The sequence below is a fragment of the Massilia eburnea genome (genome assembly GCF_050709955.1).
In the GTDB taxonomy this organism is placed as follows: domain Bacteria; phylum Pseudomonadota; class Gammaproteobacteria; order Burkholderiales; family Burkholderiaceae_D; genus Rugamonas; species Rugamonas eburnea_A.
On record NZ_JBNZFX010000002.1, the window covers coordinates 168,174 to 190,669 of the forward strand.

General features: G+C 62.8%; 18 protein-coding genes. 5 read left to right on the plus strand and 13 right to left on the minus strand.

Annotated features, from left to right (window positions below; genetic code table 11):
- Positions 1 to 82 precede the first annotated feature (82 nt).
- From ACQ4MM_RS02195 to ACQ4MM_RS02205, 3 genes are all read left to right on the plus strand, one after another.
- Entirely contained in the window at positions 83 to 1,351 is a 1,269-nt protein-coding gene (locus ACQ4MM_RS02195) for a hypothetical protein (protein ID WP_431475826.1), read from the plus strand.
- A 267-nt stretch (positions 1,352 to 1,618) separates the two neighbouring features.
- Positions 1,619 to 2,332 carry a hypothetical protein gene (locus ACQ4MM_RS02200; RefSeq protein WP_431475827.1) on the plus strand — a complete coding sequence of 238 codons (714 nt, stop codon included), beginning with the start codon at positions 1,619 to 1,621 and terminating at the stop codon, positions 2,330 to 2,332.
- Positions 2,333 to 2,560: 228 nt separating this feature from the next.
- Positions 2,561 to 3,121 carry an ATP-grasp domain-containing protein gene (locus ACQ4MM_RS02205; protein WP_431475828.1) on the plus strand — a complete coding sequence of 187 codons (561 nt, stop codon included), beginning with the start codon at positions 2,561 to 2,563 and terminating at the stop codon, positions 3,119 to 3,121.
- A gap of 20 nt (positions 3,122 to 3,141) precedes the next feature.
- Here ACQ4MM_RS02205 and prsR read toward each other — a convergent pair whose 3' ends face one another.
- The 9 genes from prsR to ACQ4MM_RS02250 all read right to left on the minus strand — a co-directional run bounded on the left by prsR (position 3,142) and on the right by ACQ4MM_RS02250 (position 16,041).
- Positions 3,142 to 4,503 (minus strand): PEP-CTERM-box response regulator transcription factor, encoded by a 1,362-nt coding sequence (gene prsR, locus ACQ4MM_RS02210; protein WP_431475829.1) that lies wholly within the window; start codon positions 4,501 to 4,503, stop codon positions 3,142 to 3,144.
- A gap of 17 nt (positions 4,504 to 4,520) precedes the next feature.
- Complete coding sequence (gene prsK / locus ACQ4MM_RS02215; protein ID WP_431475830.1) at positions 4,521 to 6,557, minus strand: XrtA/PEP-CTERM system histidine kinase PrsK; 2,037 nt, start codon at positions 6,555 to 6,557, stop codon at positions 4,521 to 4,523.
- A 15-nt stretch (positions 6,558 to 6,572) separates the two neighbouring features.
- Positions 6,573 to 7,976 carry a TIGR03013 family XrtA/PEP-CTERM system glycosyltransferase gene (locus ACQ4MM_RS02220; RefSeq protein WP_431475831.1) on the minus strand — a complete coding sequence of 468 codons (1,404 nt, stop codon included), beginning with the start codon at positions 7,974 to 7,976 and terminating at the stop codon, positions 6,573 to 6,575.
- A 73-nt stretch (positions 7,977 to 8,049) separates the two neighbouring features.
- On the minus strand, positions 8,050 to 9,087 hold the full coding sequence (locus ACQ4MM_RS02225; RefSeq protein WP_431475832.1) for an SDR family oxidoreductase: 1,038 nt from the start codon (positions 9,085 to 9,087) through the stop codon (positions 8,050 to 8,052).
- A 32-nt stretch (positions 9,088 to 9,119) separates the two neighbouring features.
- Positions 9,120 to 10,409: a nucleotide sugar dehydrogenase gene (locus ACQ4MM_RS02230; RefSeq protein ID WP_431475833.1), complete on the minus strand. Its 1,290-nt coding sequence runs from the start codon at positions 10,407 to 10,409 to the stop codon at positions 9,120 to 9,122.
- A gap of 327 nt (positions 10,410 to 10,736) precedes the next feature.
- Positions 10,737 to 12,377, minus strand: coding sequence for a methyl-accepting chemotaxis protein (locus ACQ4MM_RS02235; protein ID WP_431475834.1), 1,641 nt, complete (start codon positions 12,375 to 12,377; stop codon positions 10,737 to 10,739).
- Positions 12,378 to 12,573: 196 nt separating this feature from the next.
- On the minus strand, positions 12,574 to 14,016 hold the full coding sequence (locus ACQ4MM_RS02240) for a lipopolysaccharide biosynthesis protein (RefSeq protein ID WP_431475835.1): 1,443 nt from the start codon (positions 14,014 to 14,016) through the stop codon (positions 12,574 to 12,576).
- Entirely contained in the window at positions 14,013 to 15,149 is a 1,137-nt protein-coding gene (locus tag ACQ4MM_RS02245) for an acyltransferase family protein (protein ID WP_431475836.1), read from the minus strand. Before ACQ4MM_RS02245 ends, ACQ4MM_RS02240 begins: the two co-directional genes overlap by 4 nt.
- On the minus strand, positions 15,142 to 16,041 hold the full coding sequence (locus ACQ4MM_RS02250; protein ID WP_431475837.1) for a TIGR02466 family protein: 900 nt from the start codon (positions 16,039 to 16,041) through the stop codon (positions 15,142 to 15,144). The genes ACQ4MM_RS02245 and ACQ4MM_RS02250 overlap by 8 nt, the downstream gene beginning before the upstream one ends.
- 197 nt (positions 16,042 to 16,238) lie before the next feature.
- Between ACQ4MM_RS02250 and ACQ4MM_RS02255 the strand changes: the two genes are divergently transcribed.
- Positions 16,239 to 17,432 carry a hypothetical protein gene (locus tag ACQ4MM_RS02255; RefSeq protein WP_431475838.1) on the plus strand — a complete coding sequence of 398 codons (1,194 nt, stop codon included), beginning with the start codon at positions 16,239 to 16,241 and terminating at the stop codon, positions 17,430 to 17,432.
- Positions 17,425 to 18,384, plus strand: coding sequence for an AAC(3) family N-acetyltransferase (locus ACQ4MM_RS02260; protein ID WP_431475839.1), 960 nt, complete (start codon positions 17,425 to 17,427; stop codon positions 18,382 to 18,384). The genes ACQ4MM_RS02255 and ACQ4MM_RS02260 overlap by 8 nt, the downstream gene beginning before the upstream one ends.
- Here ACQ4MM_RS02260 and ACQ4MM_RS02265 read toward each other — a convergent pair.
- The 4 genes from ACQ4MM_RS02265 to ACQ4MM_RS02280 all read right to left on the minus strand — a co-directional run bounded on the left by ACQ4MM_RS02265 (position 18,311) and on the right by ACQ4MM_RS02280 (position 22,391).
- Positions 18,311 to 19,303 carry an acyltransferase family protein gene (locus tag ACQ4MM_RS02265; protein WP_431475840.1) on the minus strand — a complete coding sequence of 331 codons (993 nt, stop codon included), beginning with the start codon at positions 19,301 to 19,303 and terminating at the stop codon, positions 18,311 to 18,313. The genes ACQ4MM_RS02260 and ACQ4MM_RS02265 overlap by 74 nt on opposite strands.
- 69 nt (positions 19,304 to 19,372) lie before the next feature.
- Positions 19,373 to 20,362 carry an acyltransferase family protein gene (locus tag ACQ4MM_RS02270; RefSeq protein WP_431475841.1) on the minus strand — a complete coding sequence of 330 codons (990 nt, stop codon included), beginning with the start codon at positions 20,360 to 20,362 and terminating at the stop codon, positions 19,373 to 19,375.
- Between the two features lie 102 nt (positions 20,363 to 20,464).
- Positions 20,465 to 21,466: a T6SS immunity protein Tli4 family protein gene (locus ACQ4MM_RS02275; protein WP_431475842.1), complete on the minus strand. Its 1,002-nt coding sequence runs from the start codon at positions 21,464 to 21,466 to the stop codon at positions 20,465 to 20,467.
- On the minus strand, positions 21,453 to 22,391 hold the full coding sequence (locus tag ACQ4MM_RS02280) for a T6SS immunity protein Tli4 family protein (RefSeq protein WP_431475843.1): 939 nt from the start codon (positions 22,389 to 22,391) through the stop codon (positions 21,453 to 21,455). Before ACQ4MM_RS02280 ends, ACQ4MM_RS02275 begins: the two co-directional genes overlap by 14 nt.
- Positions 22,392 to 22,496 lie beyond the last annotated feature (105 nt).

Below are 22,496 nucleotides of genomic sequence, written 5' to 3' on the forward strand. Positions count from 1 at the left end.
CTGGGCGGCTACATGGCCTTGCTGCTGTGGCGCCCGCAAGCCTGGCTGGTGGCGGTGCCGGCCCTGCTGCCGGTACTCGACTTTGCCCCCGTGGACCGGCTGGTTCTTCCTGGAAGAACTCGACCTGCTGTTGCTGGCCACCTGCGCCGCCGGCTACTGGGCCCTGGGGAGTACGCGGGCCCCCACCAAACTTCCCGGCCTGACGCGTTTCGCGCTGGGCTTTTTCATGCTGTGCTACGCAATTGCCGCCTGGCGCGGCCTGACGCCGCTGGCACCGCTCGACGCCAATTCCTTCGCCAATTACACCAGTCCTTACAACGGCTTGCGCGTCCTGAAAGGCGTGCTATGGCCGCTGCTGCTGTTGCCCCTGCTGCGCGGCACCGCCGGCGAGCAGGGCAGCAACCTGCAGCGCCTGCTGGTGCCCGGCATGATCCTGGGCCTGGCCGCGTGCAGCCTGGCCGTGGTGTGGGAACGCCTGGCCTTTCCCGGCCTGTTCAATTTCTCCAGCGACTACCGTCCCACAGCGCCGTTTTCGGCGATGCACACGGGCGGCGCCGCGCTGGATGCCTACCTGGCCATGGCCTTCCCCTTCGTCACGCTGTGGCTGGTCAACCATCCGCCGCCGCGCCGCCTGACGCTGGGCCTGGCGGCCCTGGCGCTGGGACTGTTTGCCGGCCTGACCACCTTCTCGCGCGACATCTACCTGGCCTATGCCGCGGCGGGCGCGGTCATCGCCGTGCTGGGTTCGGCACACCACCTGCGCAGCGGCACCCTGACTGCCCGCAGCATGGTGGCGTCGACCTTGATGCTGGTCCTGACCTACTGGGTGCTGAGCCAGGTGTTCGCCTTCGGCGGCTATCGCGGACTCGGCGCGGCGCTGGGCATGCTGGCCACCGCGCTGCTGCTGGCAGGCGCCGCGCCGCGCATGCCGCAGCCGCTGGCCGGCGGCGGACTGGCACTGCTGCTGCTGCTGGTAGTCGGGGCTATCGGCTGGTTCGGTTCGGGCGGGCGCCCACCGCCAAGGGCGCGTACATCGCCTATGCCCTGCCGCTGCTGTGCGCCGTCGGCGGTACCGTCTTGCTGGCTGTCGGCCCCGCAGCCGCAGCGGCCATGGGGCGTGCTGCTGCTCGCGGCGGCGCTGCCGGCGCAGGCACTGGCGGCGGCCTTGGTGGCGCGCCATTACGGCGGCAATGATGCCTTGCCGGGCGTGGCGCTGGCCATCGCGCTGGCCCTGGCCATGGGCGCCAGCCGCCTGCTGCCGCAGCCGCCATGGAAGCTCGATCGCGGCACCCCTGACGGTGAGCTTTTTCAGCGCCATCGTATTTGCCGCCCTGATCCCGATTTCCAGTAGCTACTACACCGGCAGCCGCTTCGCCACCGTGGGCAACGACCTGAGCGTGCGCCTGGCGCACTGGGGGCGAGGCGCTCGGCATGATGGACGACAATGCCATGACCGCCACCTTCGGCCAGGGCCTGGGCCGCTACCCCGCAGGCCTTCACCTGGCGCAACACGCACGGTGAAGTACCAGGCACCTTCAGCTACGCCGAAGAGCCGCGCAACCGCTTCCTGCACCTGGGTGCGGCCCAGTATGCCCAGGGCTTTGGCGAGGTGCTGCGCATGCTGCAGCATGTCGACGTGCAGCCGGGCAAACGTTACCAGCTCAAGCTCGACATCCGCCGCAACAGCGCCGATGCCTCGCCGGTGGCCATGGTGTGCCTGCGCTGGCTGATCTATCCGCTCGATTGCAAAGTGGCCAGCTTCGGCAAGCTGCCGCTGGTGGAAGGCTGGCAAACCATTACCGGCGAACTGCCGTTGCGCACCGCGCGCGGCGAGTGGGGTGCGCCGCTGGTGCTGGAGTTGTACAACCGCTCGCACAAGGCGCCACTGGAAATCGACAATGTCAGCCTGGTGGAACTTGAGACGGGCCGCGAATTGATCCGCAACGGCAGCTTCACCGACGCCAATGATTTCTGGTTCTTCAGCAGCGACCGCAACCACATGCCCTGGCACGTGAAGAATTTTGCCGTCAACCAGGTGTTCGAGCTGGGCTGGGTAGGGCTGGTCGCGACAGCCTTCCTGCTGCTGGCGGTAGGCGGCCGCCTGGTGGCGCGCGGCCTGACGGGCGACAGCTATGCCGCGGTGTGCCTGGCCTCGCTGACCGGCTGCATGATGGTAGGCCTGTTCGACTCGATCACCGACGTGCCGCGGCTGTCGATCGTGTTCCTGTTGATTGCCCTGGCCGGCAGCCTGAAGGCGGCGCGCAAGCGCATCAAGGTGCGCCGCCAGCCGAGCGCGGCCGAGGACCCGGCTGCCGATACCTTGACGACCTGACTGCCATGCACCTGTTATACCCGTCTGACCCGTTCAACAAGACAGCGGTGGATGAAGCATATGCGGAAGAATTTTCCGCCGTAACCGAGCTTGGCTTGTCCTGTTCCCTATTCTCATTCGAAGACTTTGAGGAGGGTAAGTTTCGCGCCAGGCCGGTACTGCCAGCGGACGTGAGGATCATCTACCGGGGCTGGATGATGACGCCCGACAGCTATTCGCGGCTGTTCGATGCAAGTCGCCAGCAATGGCGCACGCTTGCTGAACGACGCGCAAGCGTTTCGCCACTGTCATTATTTGCCGGAGTGGTATCCGCTTTGTACTGAATGGACACCGGAGACTGTTGTCGCAGATAGAAATGCGGATTTCACGCAGCTAATGCTCGACAAGCACTGGCCGGCTTACTTCGTGAAAGACTTTGTCAAATCCCTGACCACCCACCGTGGCTCAGTCGCAAGCTCGCCGCAAGGCATCGCCGAAGTCGTGGCGCTCATCGAGCAGTATCGTGGCGCGGTGGAGGGCGGAGTATGTATCCGCAAGTTCGAAGAGCTGCTTCCCGAAACCGAGGAGCGCTATTTCGTGTTGAATGGCCGGCCATTTGCGCGCGATGGCATCGTTCCGTCCCTGGTCAACGAAATTGCCAAACGCATTCAAAGTCCGTTCTTTTCGGTCGACACGCTGTTCGCGGCCTGCGGCGAGCTGCGCTTGATCGAGCTCGGCGATGGCCAGGTCTCCGACAGGAAGAAGTGGACCGCAGGGCAGTTCGCCGCCATGCTGCGCAGCCAGCCGTGACGGCCGGCCGTGCTGGTCGCTCAGATCGAGGCCTTGATGGCGTGACGCTCCAGCAGGTCGTACAGGGTCGGGCGCGAGACGCCCAGTAGCTCGGAGGCTTTGACGATATTGCCTTCGACGCGGGCCAGCGCGCGCACGATGGCGCGGTATTCGGCTTCGTCGCGCACCTGGCGCAGGTTGAACGGTTCCTCCTCCACCGGCGCGCCGGACAGGCCGAGGTCATCGGCCGTGATGGCCGGGCCGTCGGCCATGATGATGGCGCGCTTGATGCAGTTTTCCATTTCCCGCACATTGCCCGGCCAGTCGTGGTGGCCGATCTGGGCCAGTGCGTCGGGGCTGAAATGCAGGTTGCCGCGGCCTTCCTGGGCACAGAAGCGGTTCTTGAAATGCTGCGCCAGCAGCACCGCATCGCCCTCGCGCTCGCGCAGCGGCGGGATGGTCAAGACGATTTCCGACAGGCGGTAATACAAGTCTTCACGGAAGCGGCCGGCCTTCACCAGCTCTTTCAAGTTCTGGTGGGTGGCGCAGACGATGCGCACGTCGACCGGGATTTCCTCGTGGCCGCCGACGCGCTCGATCACGCGCTCCTGCAGGAAGCGCAGCAGCTTGGCTTGCAGCGGCATCGGCAGGTCGCCCACCTCGTCCAGGAAGAAGGTGCCGCCGTTGGCCGCTTCCACCTTGCCCTTGGTCTGCTTGACGGCGCCGGTAAAGGCGCCCTTCTCATAGCCGAACAGCTCCGACTCGAGCAGGGTTTCCGGAATCGCCGCGCAGTTGATCGCCATGAAGCGTTCCTTGGCGCGCGGGCTGCCCTGGTGCAGGGCGCGGGCGAACACTTCCTTGCCGGTGCCCGATTCGCCCAGCACCATGGTGGTGGCCGAACTTGGCGCCACTTTCTCCACCTGGCGGCACACCTTCAGCATGCCGGGGTCGCGCGAGATGATGCCGGCCAACGGCGCGTCGGCGCTGCCTTGCTGCATGCGTCGGTTTTCCTGCTGCAGGCCATGCAGGAAAAAGGCGCGCTTGATCACCAGCGACAGCAACTCCGGCTCGCACGGCTTCTGGTGGAAATCATAGGCGCCCATGGCGATCGCCTGCACCGCGTGCGAGCGGTCCTGGTTGCCGGTCAGGACGATGACCTTGGTGTCCGGCGCCAGTGCCAGGATCTGCTGCAGCGTGGCCAGGCCTTCGGTGGCGCCGTCCGGGTCGGGCGGCAGGCCGAGGTCCATGGTGCAGACGGCCGGCTCGTGACGACGCAACTGTGCCAGGGCGGCTTCGCGGTCGCCCGCCACCACCACGTCGTAGTCGTCGAAACTCCACTTGAGCTGCTTTTGCAGGCCTGGGTCGTCTTCGATAATCAACAGCTTGGGTTTGCTCTGGCTCACAACAGGTCCTCGCGCCTTCAGGCGGCTTGTTCAATGGTTTGCTGGCGGTACAGCGGCAGGCTGACCGTGAATGTGGTGCCTTGCTCCGGCGCGCTGCGCACCTGCAGCGTTCCACCCAGTTGGTGGATGTATTCCCGGCTTTCGAACGCGCCGATGCCCATGCCGGCCGACTTGGTCGAGTCGAACGGCTTGTACAGGCGCTCGCGGATGAACTCTTCGCTCATGCCGGTGCCGGTGTCGGCCACTTCCACCAGTACGCGCTCGCCGTCGCGCGCCAGGCGCACGCACACCTTGCCGTCGCGCGAGGTGGCTTCGATCGCGTTCTGGATCAGGTGGCCCAGCACGCGTTCCAGCCGTTCGCCTTCGGCCAGCACTTTCAGGCCGGCATCGGCCAGCTGCAGCGAGGGCTTGGGCTCGAACGCTGCCTTCAAGGCCACCGCCTGGGCCAGCAACTGGCCCAGGTCTTGCGGTGTGGCGCGCTCGGGCGACGCGGTACGGCTGAGCTTTTGCAGCATCAGTTTCATTTTCTGCACCGACAGGGTGACGGTCTCCATCATATCGCGTTGGAACTCCGGATTGTCCGCATGTTTTTCCGCATTGGCGGTCATCAGCGACAACTGCGCCACCAGGTTCTTCAAATCGTGCACCACGAAGGTCGACAGGCGGTTGAAGGAATCGAACTGGCGCACCAGCATCAGGGCGTTGTCGGCTTCCTGCTGGGTCAGGTAGGAAGCGGCCTGGGTGCCGGCAATCTTCAGCAAGTCCAGCACTTCCCAGTTGAGCTTGACCTCGCTGCGCGAAGCCATCAGCACCACGAAACCGGCCAAGCGGCCCTGCAGCAGCAGCGGCACCACCAGCCAAGCCTTGGGGAAGGCCTGCAGCCAGGCCGGCAGCGGCACTTCCGGGTCGTGCAAGACGTGGGCGGCCACTTCCACCAGCCACTGCTTGCCCTCCATCAATTGGCAAAATGCCGAGTCGGCCGGCTCGCACGCCTGCTGCGCCTGCACATGCCAGGACGCCAGCGGTTCGAAGCGCTGTTCGCGGCGGATCCACAAGGCGCCGCCCTGGCTTTCCACCAGCTCGGCCAGGGCCGAAATGGTGCGCTCGCCCAGGTTGGGGCCGGTGGCCGACAGGGTGCGGGTAAACGCCAGCCATTCTTCGCGGTAGTCGTAGTTGTAGCGGTAGAAATGCTTGCTGATGAACACTTTCAGCCAGGCGCGGAAGGTGCCCGAGAACAGCACGCCGGCCAGCAGGAAGGTGGCGCCAAACAGGAAGGCCAGTTGCATCAGGCCGCCCCACGAGCCGCCGACAAAGCGCAGGTAGTAAGCCGCCATGCTCATGGCCAGCAGGTAGACTGCCGAGCCGAGCAGGGCTGCCGAATGGAAGGCAATGCGGCGCGACACCGCCAGCTGGGCCGGCCACGAGGCGCGGCGCAACAGCGAAATCGCCAGCAGCGGCACGATCAGCGCATTGACCAGGCCGCGCGCCGCCCACAGTTCGGGGTCGAGTTCGCGCAGCAGCAGCATATCGCTGTACAGGTAGAAGTCGTAGGCAAACAGGGCGCCCAGGCCGAGACAGATGAACTTCATGGCCCAGCGCACTTGCACGCTGCGGTCGCGGTACAGCTGCTCCACCAGCAGCATGCCCAGCACCGCCATGCCGAGGCGGCCGATGGCCAGCACGTGGAACGCCAGGCCGGACGGCAACTGCTGCGCCAGCAGGCTGGCCAGCAGCATGGCGCCATACACCGCGACACTGGCCTGGAAGGTGCGCGCGCTGCGCTGCCACAGGCCGAGCATGGCCAGCAGCACGGCGGTCCAGGCCGCGTTGCGCAGCCATTCGGCGCCGTGCAGCACCCACGGCGCCCACGGCACCACAGTGGCGCTGGCCATCACGGCGCCCCACAGCACCGTCAGCAAGGAAGCGCTGGCCAGCACGCGCTGGTGCGGCCGCTGGTCCGGGCGCTGGCGCCAGCCGGTCAGGACCAGCACGCTAAATAACAGAAACGCCAGCGCAGCGCTGGCGTAACTGAAGGCGGTGATACTGGTCGGCATCAGGCCTCCATGTCCTTAACGGCCTCCCCTGAACATGACCACCTTGATGGTATCGATCAGGACCAGCACATCGAGTAGGAGGCTGTTGTTCTTGACGTAGTACAGGTCGTACTGCAATTTCTGCAGCGCATCTTCAACCGTATCGCCATAGCCATAGCGCACCTGCGCCCAGCCGGTGATGCCGGGCTTGATGCTGTGGCGCATATTGTAATAAGGCACACGCTCGGTCAATTGCTCGACGAAGTAGGGGCGCTCGGGACGCGGGCCGACAAAGGACATTTCGCCCTTCAGCACGTTGAGGATTTGCGGCAGTTCGTCAATCCGCAGCTTGCGGATGATATTGCCCACGCGCGTGATGCGCGGGTCGTTCTTGGAGGCCCATTGCGGCGTGCCGTTCTTTTCCGCGTTCTTGAACATGCTGCGGAACTTCAGCACGCGGAACACGCGGCCATCCATGCCGACCCGCTCCTGCGAGTAGAAGATCGGCGCCCCATCCTCGATCACGATGGCAATCGCGGTGATCAGCATGACCGGCAGCGACACCACCAGCAGCGACAGGCTGGCGGCCACGTCGACCGCCCGCTTCATGAAGGTACGCATGAAGCTCTGGTCGAAACCGCCGCCGAACACCAGCCAGGACGGCTGCACCGATTCAACCCGGATCTGGTAAGTCTCGCGCTCGAAGAAGGTGGCGGCATCGGTGACCTGGATGCCGTACAGCTTGCACTCGAGCAGTTCCTTGATCGGGAAGGCGCCGCCGCGGCGGTTCTGCACCGAGACCACGATTTCCGACACGCGCTGGGTATTTGCCAGCGCCACCAGCGAACCGCCCTCCGGCAGGTGCAGCAGCTGGTTTTGCGGCACGCAGGTCTCTTCCGACGGCACCGCGATATAGCCGGCCACGTCGTAGCGGCGGTAATTGGTGTCGCGCGTGGCCAGCTCGCCGCATTCCTTGGCCAGGGCGCCGCCGCCCAGGAAGATGATGCGGGTCGACAGGAAATGGGTGCGCGAGGTCTTCATGAACATGGCGCGCGCAAACAGGATGCCGGCGCTGGAGATCATGAACACCAGCACCAGGATGCCGCGCCCGAAATACAGGTCCGGCGCCAGGTAAAACACCAGGGTCAGGATGCAGAAACCCATGGCGAACGAGGGCATCAACTGCAGGAAGAAGGGGTTGCGCAAGCCTTCCTGGAAATTGATCTGGTACATGCCCAGCGCAGACATGCTGAACACGATCGCGGCCGCGAAAATACAGGCCGACATGAAGAAGTGGTCGAGCTTCGGTATGGCGAACTGGTCACCGTCGAAAAACCGCAGACCAGCGCCAGCGTAGAACGAGCCAATCAGGATCAACACCTCCAAGAAAAGCAGGCTGAAGACAACCTTGGAAATGTAGTGATTGGAGATTCTTAGCATTTTTATTCCCTCCCGCTGTACTGCTCTCGCTGCTCATGGCAGCGCGCGGAGCCTTCCGGCCATGTCTCGTTAACTATTCTTGTGGGGCCAGGTGGCGGACGTACCAATCCATGGCTTCCTTCAACCCTTCGCCGATACGGTGCGAAGGATCGAAACCCAACAGCTCGCGCGCCTTGCTGATATCGGCCTGCGAATGGCGCACGTCGCCGGCCCGGAATCCCTGGTATTGCGCCTGGTGCTGGCGCAGGTGCGGAAAGCGCTCCTGCAGCAGCTCGCGCATCATCAGGTACAGTTGGTTGAGACTGGTACGCTCATTGAGCGCCACGTTGTACACCTGGTTGGCAGCGCCCGGCTTGTCGGCCATGGCAGCCAGCAGGTTGGCTTGCACCACGTTGTCGATGAAACAGAAATCGCGGCTGGTTTCGCCGTCGCCGTTGATGAACAGGGGACGGTTGCGGATCAGGGCGGACACCCACTGCGGTATCACTGCCGCATAAGCGCCATCCGGATCCTGGCGCGGGCCAAACACATTGAAGTAGCGCAGGCCGATGCTTTCCATGCCGTAGCTGCGCGCAAAAACGTCGGCGTACAGCTCGTTGGCATATTTGGTGACGGCATACGGCGACAGCGGCCGGCCGATGGTGTCTTCCACTTTCGGCAGTGCAGGATGGTCGCCGTAGGTGGAACTGGATGCCGCGTAGACAAAGCGCTTCACTTTCGCGTCGCGCGCCGCCACCAGCATGTTCAGGAAGCCGGTCACATTGGTGCCGTGGGTCAGCAGCGGATCGTCGAGCGAGCGGCTGACCGAACCGAGTGCGGCCTGGTGCAGGACAAAGTCTTTCCCGGCGCAGGCTTGCTGGCAGGTCGCCAGGTCGCGGATATCGCCCTGGATGAAGGTAAAGGATGCCCAGGCCTGGGAACCGACCGCTTCGCGCGCCTGGTCCAGGTTGTGCTGGTGGCCGGTGGCGAAGTTATCCAGGCCCGTGACCTGCTGGCCGAGCTTGAGCAGCGCCTCCACCAGGTTGGAGCCGATAAATCCGGCCGCACCCGTCACCAGCCAATGGTATCGCTGGCCACGCAAATGCAGCCGCACGTCGTCAAACTTGCCCACAACAGCCCTCCCAGGCTTCCTGATACTTTTTATTACAGGCGCCAGACGCTGTAACCAGCTTCTTCCAGGCCTGCCATATTGAATGCCGATTTCACATCGATGAAGACGCCGCCCGGATTCAGCTTGGCCGCCAGGTCGCCCAGCGACAATGCCAGCAGTTCCTTGTGCGACACAGCGGCCACCAGCGCATCGGCTTGCGGCAGGCTGTCCCAGCTTTCGAGGCGAATACCGTACTCGTGCACCGATTCCTCCGAATCGGCCACCGGATCGTGCACATGCACGTCCAGGCCGTACGACTTCAGTTCAAACACTACGTCCGCCACCTTCGAATTGCGCAAGTCCGGGCAGTTTTCCTTGAAGGTCAGGCCCAGCACGTTCACTTTCGCGCCCTTGATGTGGCAGCCCGCCGCGATCATCTGCTTGACGGTTTTCTCGGCCACGAACTTGGCCATGCCGTCATTGATGCGGCGCCCCGCCAGGATCACTTGCGGGTGGTAGCCGATCATGTCGGCCTTGTGGGTCAGGTAGTAGGGATCAACGCCGATACAGTGGCCGCCAACCAGGCCGGGACGGAAAGGCAGGAAATTCCACTTCGTGCCAGCCGCCTGCAGCACTTCCAGCGTATCGATGCCAATCTTGTCGAAGATGATTGCCAGCTCGTTCATCAGCGCAATATTCAGGTCGCGCTGCGTATTTTCGATCACCTTGGCGGCTTCGGCAACTTTCACGCTGGAAGCACGGTATACCCCGGCAGTCACTATCGACTCATATAGTTTAGCAACCTCTTCGAGAGTTGCAGGATTATCTCCCGATACCACCTTCAAGATCGTGGTCAGGCGGTGTTGCTTATCGCCAGGATTGATACGCTCCGGGGAATAGCCGACGTTGAAGTCTTGCGGCCATTTCATGCCGGAATGCTGTTCCAGCACAGGAATGCACACTTCTTCGGTGGCGCCGGGATAGACCGTCGATTCATAGACGACGATGGCGCCCTTCTTCATGTACTTGCCGACGGTGGTCGAGGCCCCGACCAGGGGGCTGAAATCCGGCGAATGGGCATTGTCGACCGGGGTCGGCACCGCCACCACGATGTAATCGGCTTCGGCCAGCGCGGCCGGGTCGTAAGTCACCTGCAATTGGCTTGCTTCGCGCAATTCCGCTTCCGACACTTCACCGGTCGGATCGCAGAAGTTGCGGTAGTTCTCAATCTTGGACTGCGACAAGTCGAAACCGATGGTCTTGCGCTTCTTGCCAAACTCTACCGCCAGGGGCAGGCCCACATAGCCCAAACCTACGACTGCTACAACCTTGTTGTGATCCATATCGGTTCCCGTGAGAATTACAACTTACTATTATGCTAACAATATATTCCAGAAGCCCTGTAACTACAATGCACACTTCACAATTTCCGCCCTGTGGGCCGCGAAAAAGTGGGCGTCACTCTATGAAGCGCGTAACAATTCAGTGGGCGATCCGTTGGCCAAATGCGACAGCAATGTATGGAATGTTTGCCAATTATCTTGTCCATTTGATACGGATTGTCAATTTTACACGGAAGCCGGACAGCTGTCACAGCCTTTCGGTTGCACTGCACCACAAAGCAACGCGGCGGCCCACAGGCCGCCCGCAATTGTCTAAATGATAAACGATTATTGCGACAGGGCGATGACCGGGCGCCTGGCGGGTGCCATCGGCGCCACAACCGGCGCCGGTGGCGCACTGCGCGCCGCGATCTCCTTCAGCTTGAATACGGCCATCGCTTGCGCCACCCATTCGGCCTGGCGCGCCAGGCTGCTGGCGGCGGCCGCGGCCTGCTCGACCAGGGCGGCATTCTGCTGCGTGATGTCGTCGATCTGCACCACCGCCTGGTTGACCTGGCCGATGCCGCGGCTTTGTTCCCGGGTCGCGTTGTGGATCTCATCCATGACACGGGTGACGCGGCCCACCGATTCGATCACTTCGCTCATGGTGGCGCCGGCATTATTGGTCAGCCTGGCGCCGGCATCGACCTTGGCGATCGAGCGGTCGATCAGCTGCTTGACTTCCTTGGCCGCCGTCGCCGAACGCTGGGCCAGGCTGCGCACCTCGGTGGCGACCACGGCAAAGCCCTTGCCGTGCTCGCCGGCACGCGCCGCTTCCACCGCCGCATTCAGGGCCAGGATATTGGTCTGGAACGCGATGCCGTCAATCATGCCGATGATGTCGAGGATCTGGCGCGAAGACTGGCTGATATCGTCCATGGTCTGCACCACTTGCGAAACGATGGAGCCGCCGGCCGCCGCCACGCTGGAGGCCTGGCCAGCCAGTTCGTTGGCGCTGTGCACGCTGGCTGCGCTTTGTTGCACATTGCTGGTGAGCTGCTCCATGCTGGCAGCCGTTTGCTGCAGGCTCGACGCCTGCGATTCGGTGCGGCCCGACAGGTCGAGGTTGCCGCTGGCGATTTCGCTGGTGGCGGTCTGGATTTCATCGAAGTTGCTGCGCACGTCGCCGATGATGCTGTGCAAGTTGACATTGGTCTGGCGCAGCGCCGCCAGCAACTGGCCCATTTCATTGTCGGCGCCGATGGCGATGGCGCCGGTCAGGTCGCCGCCCGCCATCTTGCGCGCAAAGCCGGTGGCCATGCGCAGCGGCCGCAGCACCGCGCGCTGCAGCGCATACCAGAAACACAGGGTCAGGGCGAGAAAGGCGGCATTGGCCAGCGTCATCCACAGCGGCGCCTCATGCAGGGCGCCGGAAATGGCCAGGAAGGCCAGGAAGCCGGTCAGCGCCCCCATGCCGCCGCCGATCAGCCTGGCCAGCGACAGGTCGCGCAGCTGGCTGGCCCAGTTGCGCCAGCCGCTCCGGCGCAGGCGGCCGCGCTCGATGCGCAAGCGGCGCGGATTGCCCTCGCGGATTTCGCGGTAAAGATGCTCGGCCTGCGCCACCTGCTCGCGGCTGGGCTTGGTGCGCACCGACATATAGCCGACCGGACGGCCGGCTTCGATCACCGGCGTCACGTTCGCGTACACCCAGTAGAAGTCGCCGTTCTTGCAACGGTTCTTCACCATCCCGCTCCACGGCATGCCGGCCTTGATCGTGCTCCACAGGTCGGCAAATGCCTCCACCGGCATGTCCGGATGGCGCAGGATATTCTGCGGTGCGCCGATCAGTTCGTCCTCCATGAAGCCGCTGACTTCGATGAAATAGGGATTGGCGTAGGTGATCTTGCCCTTGAGGTCGGTGGTCGAGACGATGGTCTTGCCTTCAGCCAGGATGAACTCCTGGCTGGTGACAGGGGTGTTGAGGCGCATGGCGGTGCTCCTTATCGGCGAACTTCAAGAAGAGTGTTGGCACGAACCGGGAGCTGGGGTCCGCATGGCTTTGGCGGGGCGCAAACGGGCGCCCCGTGCCATGTCATGCGTTCAAGTATAGGAAGATGGTGCGCTCTGGAAACTCACCGAAAATTGCAATAGGAAAATTAAATGAGCTTCTGTTGCGAAACCGCACTCAAGCCGGGGCCTGGCGCCTGAGCATGCCGCGCAGTTCCGCCACCATGGCGCGGTTGAACAGCAGGCTCACCGCCGCATACGCCAGCATCCCGGTGAGTACCTCCACCAGCAGGGCCCAGGCGCGCGGCTGTGCCGCCAGCGGCGCCCGCACCAGGGTCACGGCGCCAAACATCAGGGCCGCGCACAGCACGGCCGGGCCGGCGCGGCTTGCCACCGCCCTGGCGCTGATGCCGATCGCAGCCAGCATGCGGCGCATATTGAAGAACAACACCACCGGATAGGCCAGCAGCCAGGCATAGGCCACGCCCTGGATGCCCCAGCGCGTGCCAAGATAGAAGGCCGGCAGCATGACCAGGCAGGACAGCAGCACATTGCGGAAGTTGATGCCCGGCTGGCCGAGGGCATCGGTGACGGTCGGCAGCATCTGGGTCAGGGTGCGGAACGGCATCACCAGGCACAGCACCTGCAGCGGCAGGATGGCCCCTTCCCAGCCCTTGCCCAGCACCACTACGACCAGCTCCGGCGCCACGCTGGCCATGCCCCACAGCAGGGGAAAGGACAGCAAGCCGATGTAGCCCAGCATCATCAGCACCCCGGAGCGGATTGCCGGCAAATCGTGCTGGTTGCGCGACAGGATGGGGAACAGGACCTGGTTCAGGATGCCCGCCATGCGCTGCACCGGCAGCGAGGCCAGGTGCATCGACACCGAATACCAGCCCAGGGCATGGTCGCCCAGTACGCGGCCGACAATCGCCACATCGGCCTGCGTGAAGCTGTACCACAGCAGGCGGGTCGCGGTCAGGCTGCCGCCGAACCCCAGCAGCTTGCCCATGCCCTTGAGCGACCATTCCGGCCGCGGCTGGCCCGGTGCGCACCAGTTCAGCGCGCCGATCCGCCAGGCCAGGGTGGCCAGCATGCCCGCCACCAGCGACCAGACGCCGGCGCCGAACAGCGCCATGAACAAGGTCACTTGCGAGCCAACCAGCGCCGCACTCAGTTCAACCAGCGAGCGCTGCTTGTATTCCAGGCGGCGCTGCAGGCGCACATCTGGCACGGTGGCCAGTGGCAGCAGCACGAATTGCAGCGACAGCACGTGCAGCAAGGCCTGTAGGCGCGGCTCGCTGTAGAAGGCCGCCACCAGCGGCGCCAGCACATTGGCCAGCACACACAGGCCGAGGTTGACCAGCCACAGCACCCCCATCGCTTGCCGCAGGTCCTGTTCGCTGATTTCCTTGCGCTGGATCAGGGCCGGCCCCAGTCCCACCTCGGCAAACATGCCAAGCAAGCCGAGCACGACGGTACACATGGCCAGCAAGCCGTAATCGGACGGCGCCAGCAAACGCATCACATAAATGGTGACACCCCAGGTGACCACCTGGGACACCAGCTTGGCCCCCGCCACCCACTTCACACCGCGCGCCAGCTCGGATTGCATTTTCATTTCACGCTGCTCCGCGCCGGGAAATCGAATTTGGCCGGCTTTGCCGCCGGTATCAGCTGTGCCAGCCAGCGCCGCAGCCGATCTTTTTGCTGCTCGGTCACGCTGCCCAGCAGCAGCACCGTCACCAGGGTTGCGGCCAGCACGGCCGCCAGGTAGGCATAGCCTTTGCCCATGCCGGCCAGCAGGATTTCAAACAGCAGCACCAGCGGCAAATGGAACAGGTAGATGGAAAAGGTATAGCTGGCCGCCTTGCGAATCGCAGTGCCGCAAGCCGCAAATAGCGGGTCGAAGCGCCCGGCGATGCAGCGGAAGCCCACGAAATTCAGGGCGATCAGCAGCGCCAGCAGGTAATCGCCGAGGAAATGCTTGGAGAAATGCAGCAGCCGGTGCAGCTCCGCCCCCAGCAGCCTGGCGGTCCACTGCGATAACTGCTCACCGATATCGAGATACTGGAAGCCCACCAGGCCAGCCAGCGAAGCCAGCCAGCAAGCCCAGCCCATGGCGGCCGGCAGCTGGTAACCGCCTTGCCAGCGATAGACCAGCACCCCCAGCGCCCACACCGGCGCCAGCAACAGGATCTTGGGACCGATCACCAATGCGGCCAGGCCCAGCCACAGCCAGCGGCGGCGGCCGCTGCCGAAGCACCACAGCGAGAACAGCAGGTAATACGACATTTCGTAGCACAGCGACCAGTAGGCCGAATTCGAGAACGGCATGATGGATACCAGCCACAGCTCGTTGGCGAACACCAGGCTGGCCGCCATGCGCAGCACCGGATGGTCATGCGTCGTCAGGCCGCCGGCATAATGCTGCGGGCTGAGCGCGAGGCCGATCTGGTCGGCCAATGGCGCCAGCAGCATGGCGGGCAGCGCCACCGAATAGATGCGTGCCAGGCGGCTGATCCAGAATTCGCGCGCAGTCGCTTCCTTGCCGTCGGCGACAAAGGCGATCACATAGCCCGACAGCAGGAAGAACACCACCACCGCATTGTGGCCCACCGAAATGGGCAGCAGCGGCGTGCCCAGGGTATTGGAGCTGGCGGCGTGCGCCACCATCACGGTCAGTGCAGCCAGCAAGCGCAGCAAGTCGAGGTACAGCGAAAAGCTGCGTGCCATGCCCTGCTTTTCAGCCATTGCGGCGGGCCTCGAAATGTTCCGAGGCCAGCGCGGTGGCGTGCTGCATGGCCGCGTCGATATGGCGGCCCCAGGCTTTGAGCGACAGCGGGTTGCTGACCTTGCGCGCCGCCAGCTGGCGCGGCAACAGGCGCATCGCGTACAGCTTTTCCGGAATTTTGCGCTTGAGCAGGACCAGGCCGCGGAAATTGGTCATCCACCAGTCATCCTGCTGCAGGCGTTCTTCCAGGCGCGGCACCGTGAAGCTGGGGTGGTACAGGTTGAAGGCAATGGTGATGCGCTGCTGGCTGCCGCCGTAGGTTTCCACCGAGTGCATCAGGCTGGCAGGGAAAAGCAGCATGCGGCCATTGCGCGGGGTCATGAAATAGTCGCGCCGCAGCGGATCGGCTTGGCGGTCGATATCGATCGCCACAAAGCTGCAATCTTCGAACCGGGTGCGGCCGCCGGCGGCCTGGCCAGCTTCGATGTCGCCGACATTGACGTAGTACACGCCGGAAAAGAAGGAATGCACGCCCAGGTGGTCGTGGCGCCGGTTATAGTGGCCCTGCTCGTTGACGTTGGCCCAGGCCCGGATCTTCCAGCCGGTGGCGAAATCCGCGGCATCGCGGCCGGTCTGGCGCGCCACGTATTCGGCCGCCAGGCCGGTCATGCGCTCCAGCAGGCTGCGCGCCGGCGCTTCCTGCCAATCCTGCAGGTCGGCGTCGGACTGCCAGCCGCCGCGGTTAGTCTTGACGGTGCCACAACTGGTCGTACGTCGCGCCAGCACCACATCGCGCAAATCCCGGTTCAGTTGTTCACTGTCGGGCCAATCGAAGTACATGACCGGCGAAGGGAACAGCAAGTCCAGTTTGGCGCCATGCAGCGGCGCCTGCTGCGGGGACGAGGGATTCATGACGGTCCAGGGAGAGAGATTGCAATCAGGATAAGTGAGTTGGCTGGCAGTCGCAAGCGCCAACGTCCCGCCACGCGATTAACAAAACGTCCAGCATATTAGCTTAATGACATCCTTCCGGCAATCCTGAAATTGACACCAAGCGGTCCGGCTGGCATCATCTTGATGGTCAATTGACAACATTTAACGGGAATACAATGCTCCAGCTCCTGAGGTCGCTCAAGAACAAATTCACGCCGGAGGCCCCGCTGCCGATGGGCGCCGTGGCCGAACGTGAGGCCGACCAGCGCGGCTTGCCGGCGCAGGACCCGGGCATCGAGGCAGTAATTGCCGCCTGCACCGACTGGCTGCGCGCGGCGCAAGACCATTCGGCCTCGGCCGACGGCGGCGTGGCGCGCGACTTCAGCCTGGTCAAGGGCTGGGCCACCTCCTATCCCGAGACCACCGGCTATATCATCCCGACCGTGATCGAACTGGCGCGCCGCCAGGAAAGCGCAGAATTGCACCAGCGCGCGCGCCGCATGCTGGACTGGTTCGTCGCCATCCAGTTCCCGGAAGGCGGCTTCCAGGGCGGCCGCATCGATTCCACCCCGCGCGTGCCGGTCACCTTCAATACCGGCCAGGTCTTGCTGGGCCTGGCCGCCGGCGCCCAGCAATACGGCGACCAGAAATACCTCGATGCCATGCACCGCGCCGCCGCCTGGCTGCGCGACTCGCTCGATGAAGACGGCTGCTGGCGCAAGCACCCTACCCCATTTGCCCAGCCCGGTGAAAAAGCCTATGAGACCCATGTGTCCTGGGGCCTGTTTGCCGCCGAGCGCGTGGCGCCCGGCCACGGTTACGGCGAAGCCGGCCTGCGCCAGGTGGCGTGGGCGCTCAGCAAGCAGCAGCCGAACGGCTGGTTTGCGTCGAACTGCCTGAACGACCCGATCAATCCGCTCAGCCACACCATCGGCTACGTGCTGCGCGGCGTGCTGGAAGGTTACCTGCTGTCGCAGCGCCCCGAGCTGCTGGCGGCCGCCGTGCGCACCGGCGATGCCCTGGTTGGCGCGGTTGGCGCCGACGGCTTCCTGCCCGGCCGCCTGGACAGCCAATGGCGCCCCGCCGTGGATTTCGCCTGCCTGACCGGTTCGGTTCAGAACGCGCACTGCCTGTTCCTGCTGTTCCAGCTCACCGGCCAGCAGCGCTACTTCGATGCCGCCCAACGCCTGAACCAGTACGTGCGGCGCAGCGTGAAGGTCGAGGGCCCGAAGGAAACCCGTGGCGCCGTCAAGGGCTCCTTCCCGGTCGACGGCGCCTACGGCAAGTTCGAGTTCCTGAACTGGGCCGTGAAGTTCTGCATCGACGCCAACCTGCTGGAACAGGACCTGCTGAAGGCACGCCATGCTTAAACAGGCCAAGCGCCTGGCCAAGGCCGTGCTGGAAAAACTGCGCCGGCGCAGCAGCGCCAAGGAAATCAAGCAGACGCAACGCCATGTCAGCCGCGAGGAACTGGTGGCGGGACTGGCCCGGCTTGGCATCGCCAAGGGCGACGCCGTGTTCATCCACTCCTCGCTGAAAAGCCTGGGCTACGTGGACGGCGGCGCCGCCACCGTGGTGCAGGCGCTGCAGGACGCAGTCGGCCCGCAGGGCACGCTGGTGCTGCCGACCTATTACATGCCGGGCGGCTCGATCCGCGGCACCTGCGAGATGAAGGATTATGTGTTCGACGTGCGCAAGCACGGCACCAATATGGGCCGCCTGCCGGAAGCCTTCCTGGCCAGCGGCGGCATCTCGCGCAGCGTGCACCCGACACACTCGGTTTCCGCCTGGGGCCGCCACGCCGCCTACCTGACCGAAGCGCACCACCGCGCGCCATCAGTCTTCGGCGAAGGCTCGCCGTGGCAACGCTTTGTCGGCCTGGACAACGCCAAGGTACTGGGCCTGGGCATTTCGATGGGACCGGTCACCTTCTACCACGTGCTGGAAGATGCCATGGGCGAAGACTTCCCGGTTCCGGTATGGGGCGAGGAAACCTTCCGCCTGCCATGCATCGACCAGGCCGGCCAGCGCAGCGAAGTGCCGCTGCGCCCATTCGACCCGGTGCTGGCAAAGCGCCGCATCGACCATGGCTCGCGCGAAGACTTGCGTGCCTACTTCATGGCGGAGTTCAAGCGCGCCGGCCTGCTGCATGCCGGCCAGGTGGGCGAAGCACCATCGTGGTGGATTCCCGCGCGCGGCTTCTTCGACCACCTGCAAAGCCTGGCCGGCGAAAACCTGACCATCTACTCTACCCCGGAACAACTGGCGGCGCGGCCGCTGGCCCAGGATGCCGGCGTACACTCCAGTGTGCGCCAAGCCTGATCATCGGCAGTTCGACCAGGTGGTAGCCCAGGCCGGTCAATAGCGCCAGCAGCGACAGGAACAGGCTCCATTGCCAGAACGGATGGAGCGTCTCCAGCGTACGAAACGCCAGCCCCATCAACGGCGGATGAAACAGGTAGATGCCATAGCTGTACTTGGCAATGAATTTGCTGGCGCGGTTCAGCCGCGGCGCCTGCATTTCGCGCAAGCACGGAATCGCCAAGCCCACCGCCAGGCAAACCAGCCAGCGCCCATAGTTATTGGCGCGCGGCTCCGCATAGGCGACAAAGCCCGCACTAGCCAGCGCCAGCAAGACCGGCCATAGCCAACCCGGCAGGCGCTCCCTGCCCTGCAAGCGCCAGGCCAGCACCCCGGCCAGGAAGCAGGGGGCGAACTCGATCACGTTCAGGCGTGCGCTGACCAGCGGCTGCAGCAAGGCCAACGGCACCGACACCGCCCACAGCGCCAGCGGCCAGCGCAGCGACTTCCGCCGCAGCAGCAGGAACAACGCCGGCAGCAGCAGGTACATCTGCACCTCCAGGCACAACGTCCACAGCACGGAAGACATATAGCGCGCATACACCAGGTTCTGCACCAACAACAGATTGGCGACGAGCTCGAACGGCGTCCACTGCGCATCCATCAAGAAGTAGATTCCCAACAACGTCACGGCTGCCAGCGGGTAAATGCGGCAGGCGCGCTGCAGGTAGAAGGCGCGGAACAGCGCAGCCCCGGCCAGTTGCTGGCGCTCCATCGACTGCATGAGCACCAGGCTGGTGTGAACGAAGAACAGCATGACGCCCAACTGGCCCAGTGCGAACGACATGGCATTGGTGCGGATGGTGTAGCCCGCCACATGCGCCGCCAGCACCAGCAACACGGCAACCGCACGCAGGAAATCGAGATTCGGCTTGAGCATCTTGGCTCCGGTCGCATGGTGCAGAAGCTTCAGTCTGCACGACGATCGGAGCCTAAGCTTTGCGCTGCATCATGCGCCGGTGAGCTGGCTCGCGGCGACAGTCTTGCGTTCGCGCCATGCTGCGCCCAGCTTGATCATCGGGTGCTCAATCAAGTGATAGCCCAGGTAAGGCAGTGCCACCATCAAGACCCAGAACAGGCTCCACTGCAGCACCGGTTGCCAGCTGGCCAGCGTGTCGAAACAAAGGGCCAGCAAAGGATAGTTGAACAGGTAGATGCCGTAGCTGTACTTGGCGACGATCTTGCTGACATAGTTCAAGACCGGCGTGCTTAACTGGTGCACCCAGGGGATCACCAAGCCCAGCACGAGGCAAACCGACCACCGCGCAAAGTAATTGCTGCGCGTATCGGCGAACAGGAGGTAGACCAAGCTGGCAACAGCAAGGGCAAGTGGCCACAGCCATGCCGGCAGCCGTTCCCGGCCCTGCAGGCGCCAGGCGATCACACCGCCCAGGAAACAAGGCAGGTACGACAGCACGCCCATCCGCGGCGACAATAACTGCGGCAGCATCGCCACCGGCAGCGACAGCACCCAGAACGCCAGCAACCACTTGACCGGGCGGTTGCGGAAAAACACGAACAGGAAAGGCAGCATGAAATACATCTGCACTTCCAGCGGCAGCGACCACAGCGGGTCGCTCATCAGCCTGGTGTAAGCCAGGTTCTGCGTCAGGGTCAGGTTGGTGAACAGCTCGTAGTATGTCCAGTGCTGATCGCTGAGGAAGAATATCGCCAGCACCAGGGTGATGGACAAGGGGTAGATGCGGAAGATGCGTTGGATATAGAAACGCTTGAACAGCGCGGAGCCGCTCACTTGCTGGCGTTCGAGGGATTGCATCAGCACCAGGCTGGTATGCACGAAGAAAATCATGACGCCCAGCTGACCCATTGCGTACAGGATCGGCGACTGCTGAGGTTGCCCGATGCGGAGTACATGCGAGAACAGCACGAACAACACTGCCACCGCGCGCAGCAGATCAAGGTTCGGTTTGTTCATCATGGTTGCTACATCCGGAAAGTCGAGTACGTATTCTGCATCAGAATTGCAAGTTATACAATTTCGAAATTGCGATTGATGGGCGGATGCAACGCCCGACATTGATTATTGTGAGGGGGCTGCGGCTGTCGGGCGTAGCCGCAACGAATTCAGGATTCTGTCCCACAGCTCGAGCATTTGCTTGTCCGTCATACTGATCGGCTTGGGATCGAGGCCGCCATCAAAATTTCCCGATTGAAGATCGATGCGAATTTGCGGATGAAGTGCGTCGCGATGCAGTCCAGGTGCTTCCCAGGAAAATAGATGTGCCTTCTGACCATGCTCATTCGGAGCTTTCATCAACCATTCCTGCCCGGGATGATCGCTAATCGTGCGATCACCCACTCTGATATTGCGAATCCCTCCCAGAGTCGCTCCGAGCACTCCTAGCGCACTAAACGTGCCGGGCCTGCGAGACAACAGCGATTCAGGCGGATCTCCTGCGTTGAAATTGGTCGCAACGTCAATGATGATGTCCAGATGCTTGCTAAAGCGAAATCGAATGTTGAGACTTTCGTTGTCGGTCCTGCCTTCATCGGCGAATATTGCGTGCCCCACGCAAAAGCCAGGTGTTGTTGGTGAATTGGAGTCTCTCGGTTGAAGCATGGAGATCGTGGTTTCCATTCGCGACACGGCTCGTTCCACCTTGTCATAGTTGGCACGCTTATGGACTAAATAACGCACGCCATGAAGCCACCTGTAGCCGGAAATCTCAACCGCCGAACTGCGATTCTCATTACCCCAATAGCCAAAAATCTGCGCGTCTTCGCTAGGCGCTACTTTTGTTAGAAGGAGTGAAGTGCCTGACTTGTGCACGTCTTTTCTCAACCTCGCTTCGATGTCGTCCACTTCCTTAAGGAAGATATTGCGCTCCATCGGTTGCGGTTCGACTTTCGCGAATGCGTATTCATAGTTTCCGCTGATGTACTCGGCTTCCGCAGGAAGGTCAATCAAGAAACGGCCAACACAGTGCGTGGTCGTTCTTTCATTTGCGGACGCATCTCCTAAACCGAGCATTGCTGCTAATAGCGTCATGGGTCCCCAGGTATAAGCGCTACGGTATTTCATTTCCATCTTCGGTTGGTCTGAGCCGCAACGAATTCAGAATTCTGTCCCATAGTTCGAGCACTTGCTTATCGGTCATGCTGATCGGTCTAGGGTCAAGACCACCATCTGAATTTCCTGATTGAACTTCAATACGAATCTTGGGGTGAAGTTCGTCGGCATGTAAACCTGGCGCCTCCCACGTAAACAGATGCGCCTGCTGACCATGATCGTTAGGGGCTTTCATCAACCATTCCTGTCCGGGATGATCGCCGATCTTGCGATCCCCCTCTTTAATGTTGCGAATCCCACCTAGAGTCGCTCCGAGCCCCCCCAACGCGCTCAGCACCCCGGGCTTGCGAGACAACAGCGATTCAGGAGGGTCGCCTGCGTTGAGAGTGGTGGCAACGTCAACTACGATGTCCGAATACCCTTTCAGACGAAATCGGATGTTGAGGCTTTCGCTACTACTGCCGGCATCGGCGAACAAGGCTTGCTCAATGCAAAAGCCAGGGGTGGTCGGGGTATTTCCTTCTCTGCCCTGAAGCTTAGACATGGTCGCTCCCATTCGGGTTACAGCGGCCTCAACTTTGCTGGGTGAAGCACCTTTGTGAAGCAGATACCGCTGGCCGTTGATCCAACCATAACCGGAGATATCGACGCCGACGCGTTGGTCTTTACTTTCCCAGTATCCGAAGACCTTGATATTCTCATTCGGAGAACTAGTTTTCAGTAACAGTGATGTTCCCGAATCATGCTTGACGTCCTTAAGGCGCTTTTCGAGGGCTTCCACTTCTTGCTGGAACGCGTCTCTGCCCATGGGCTTCCGCTCCACAGTCGCAAACGCATAGTCGTAGCTGCCGCCGACATACTCTGCATCCGCCGGAAGGTCGATCAAAAAACGGCCAACGCAGTGTGTAACTGTTCTTTCAATGCCGGTCTCGTTCATCGCTTGCTTGCCTGCGGACGCGTCACCTACACCGAGCAATGCTGCGCAAAGCGCAAATATTCCCGATGCATGATTTCCGAGGTGCCTTCTCATTCTTCGAATTTC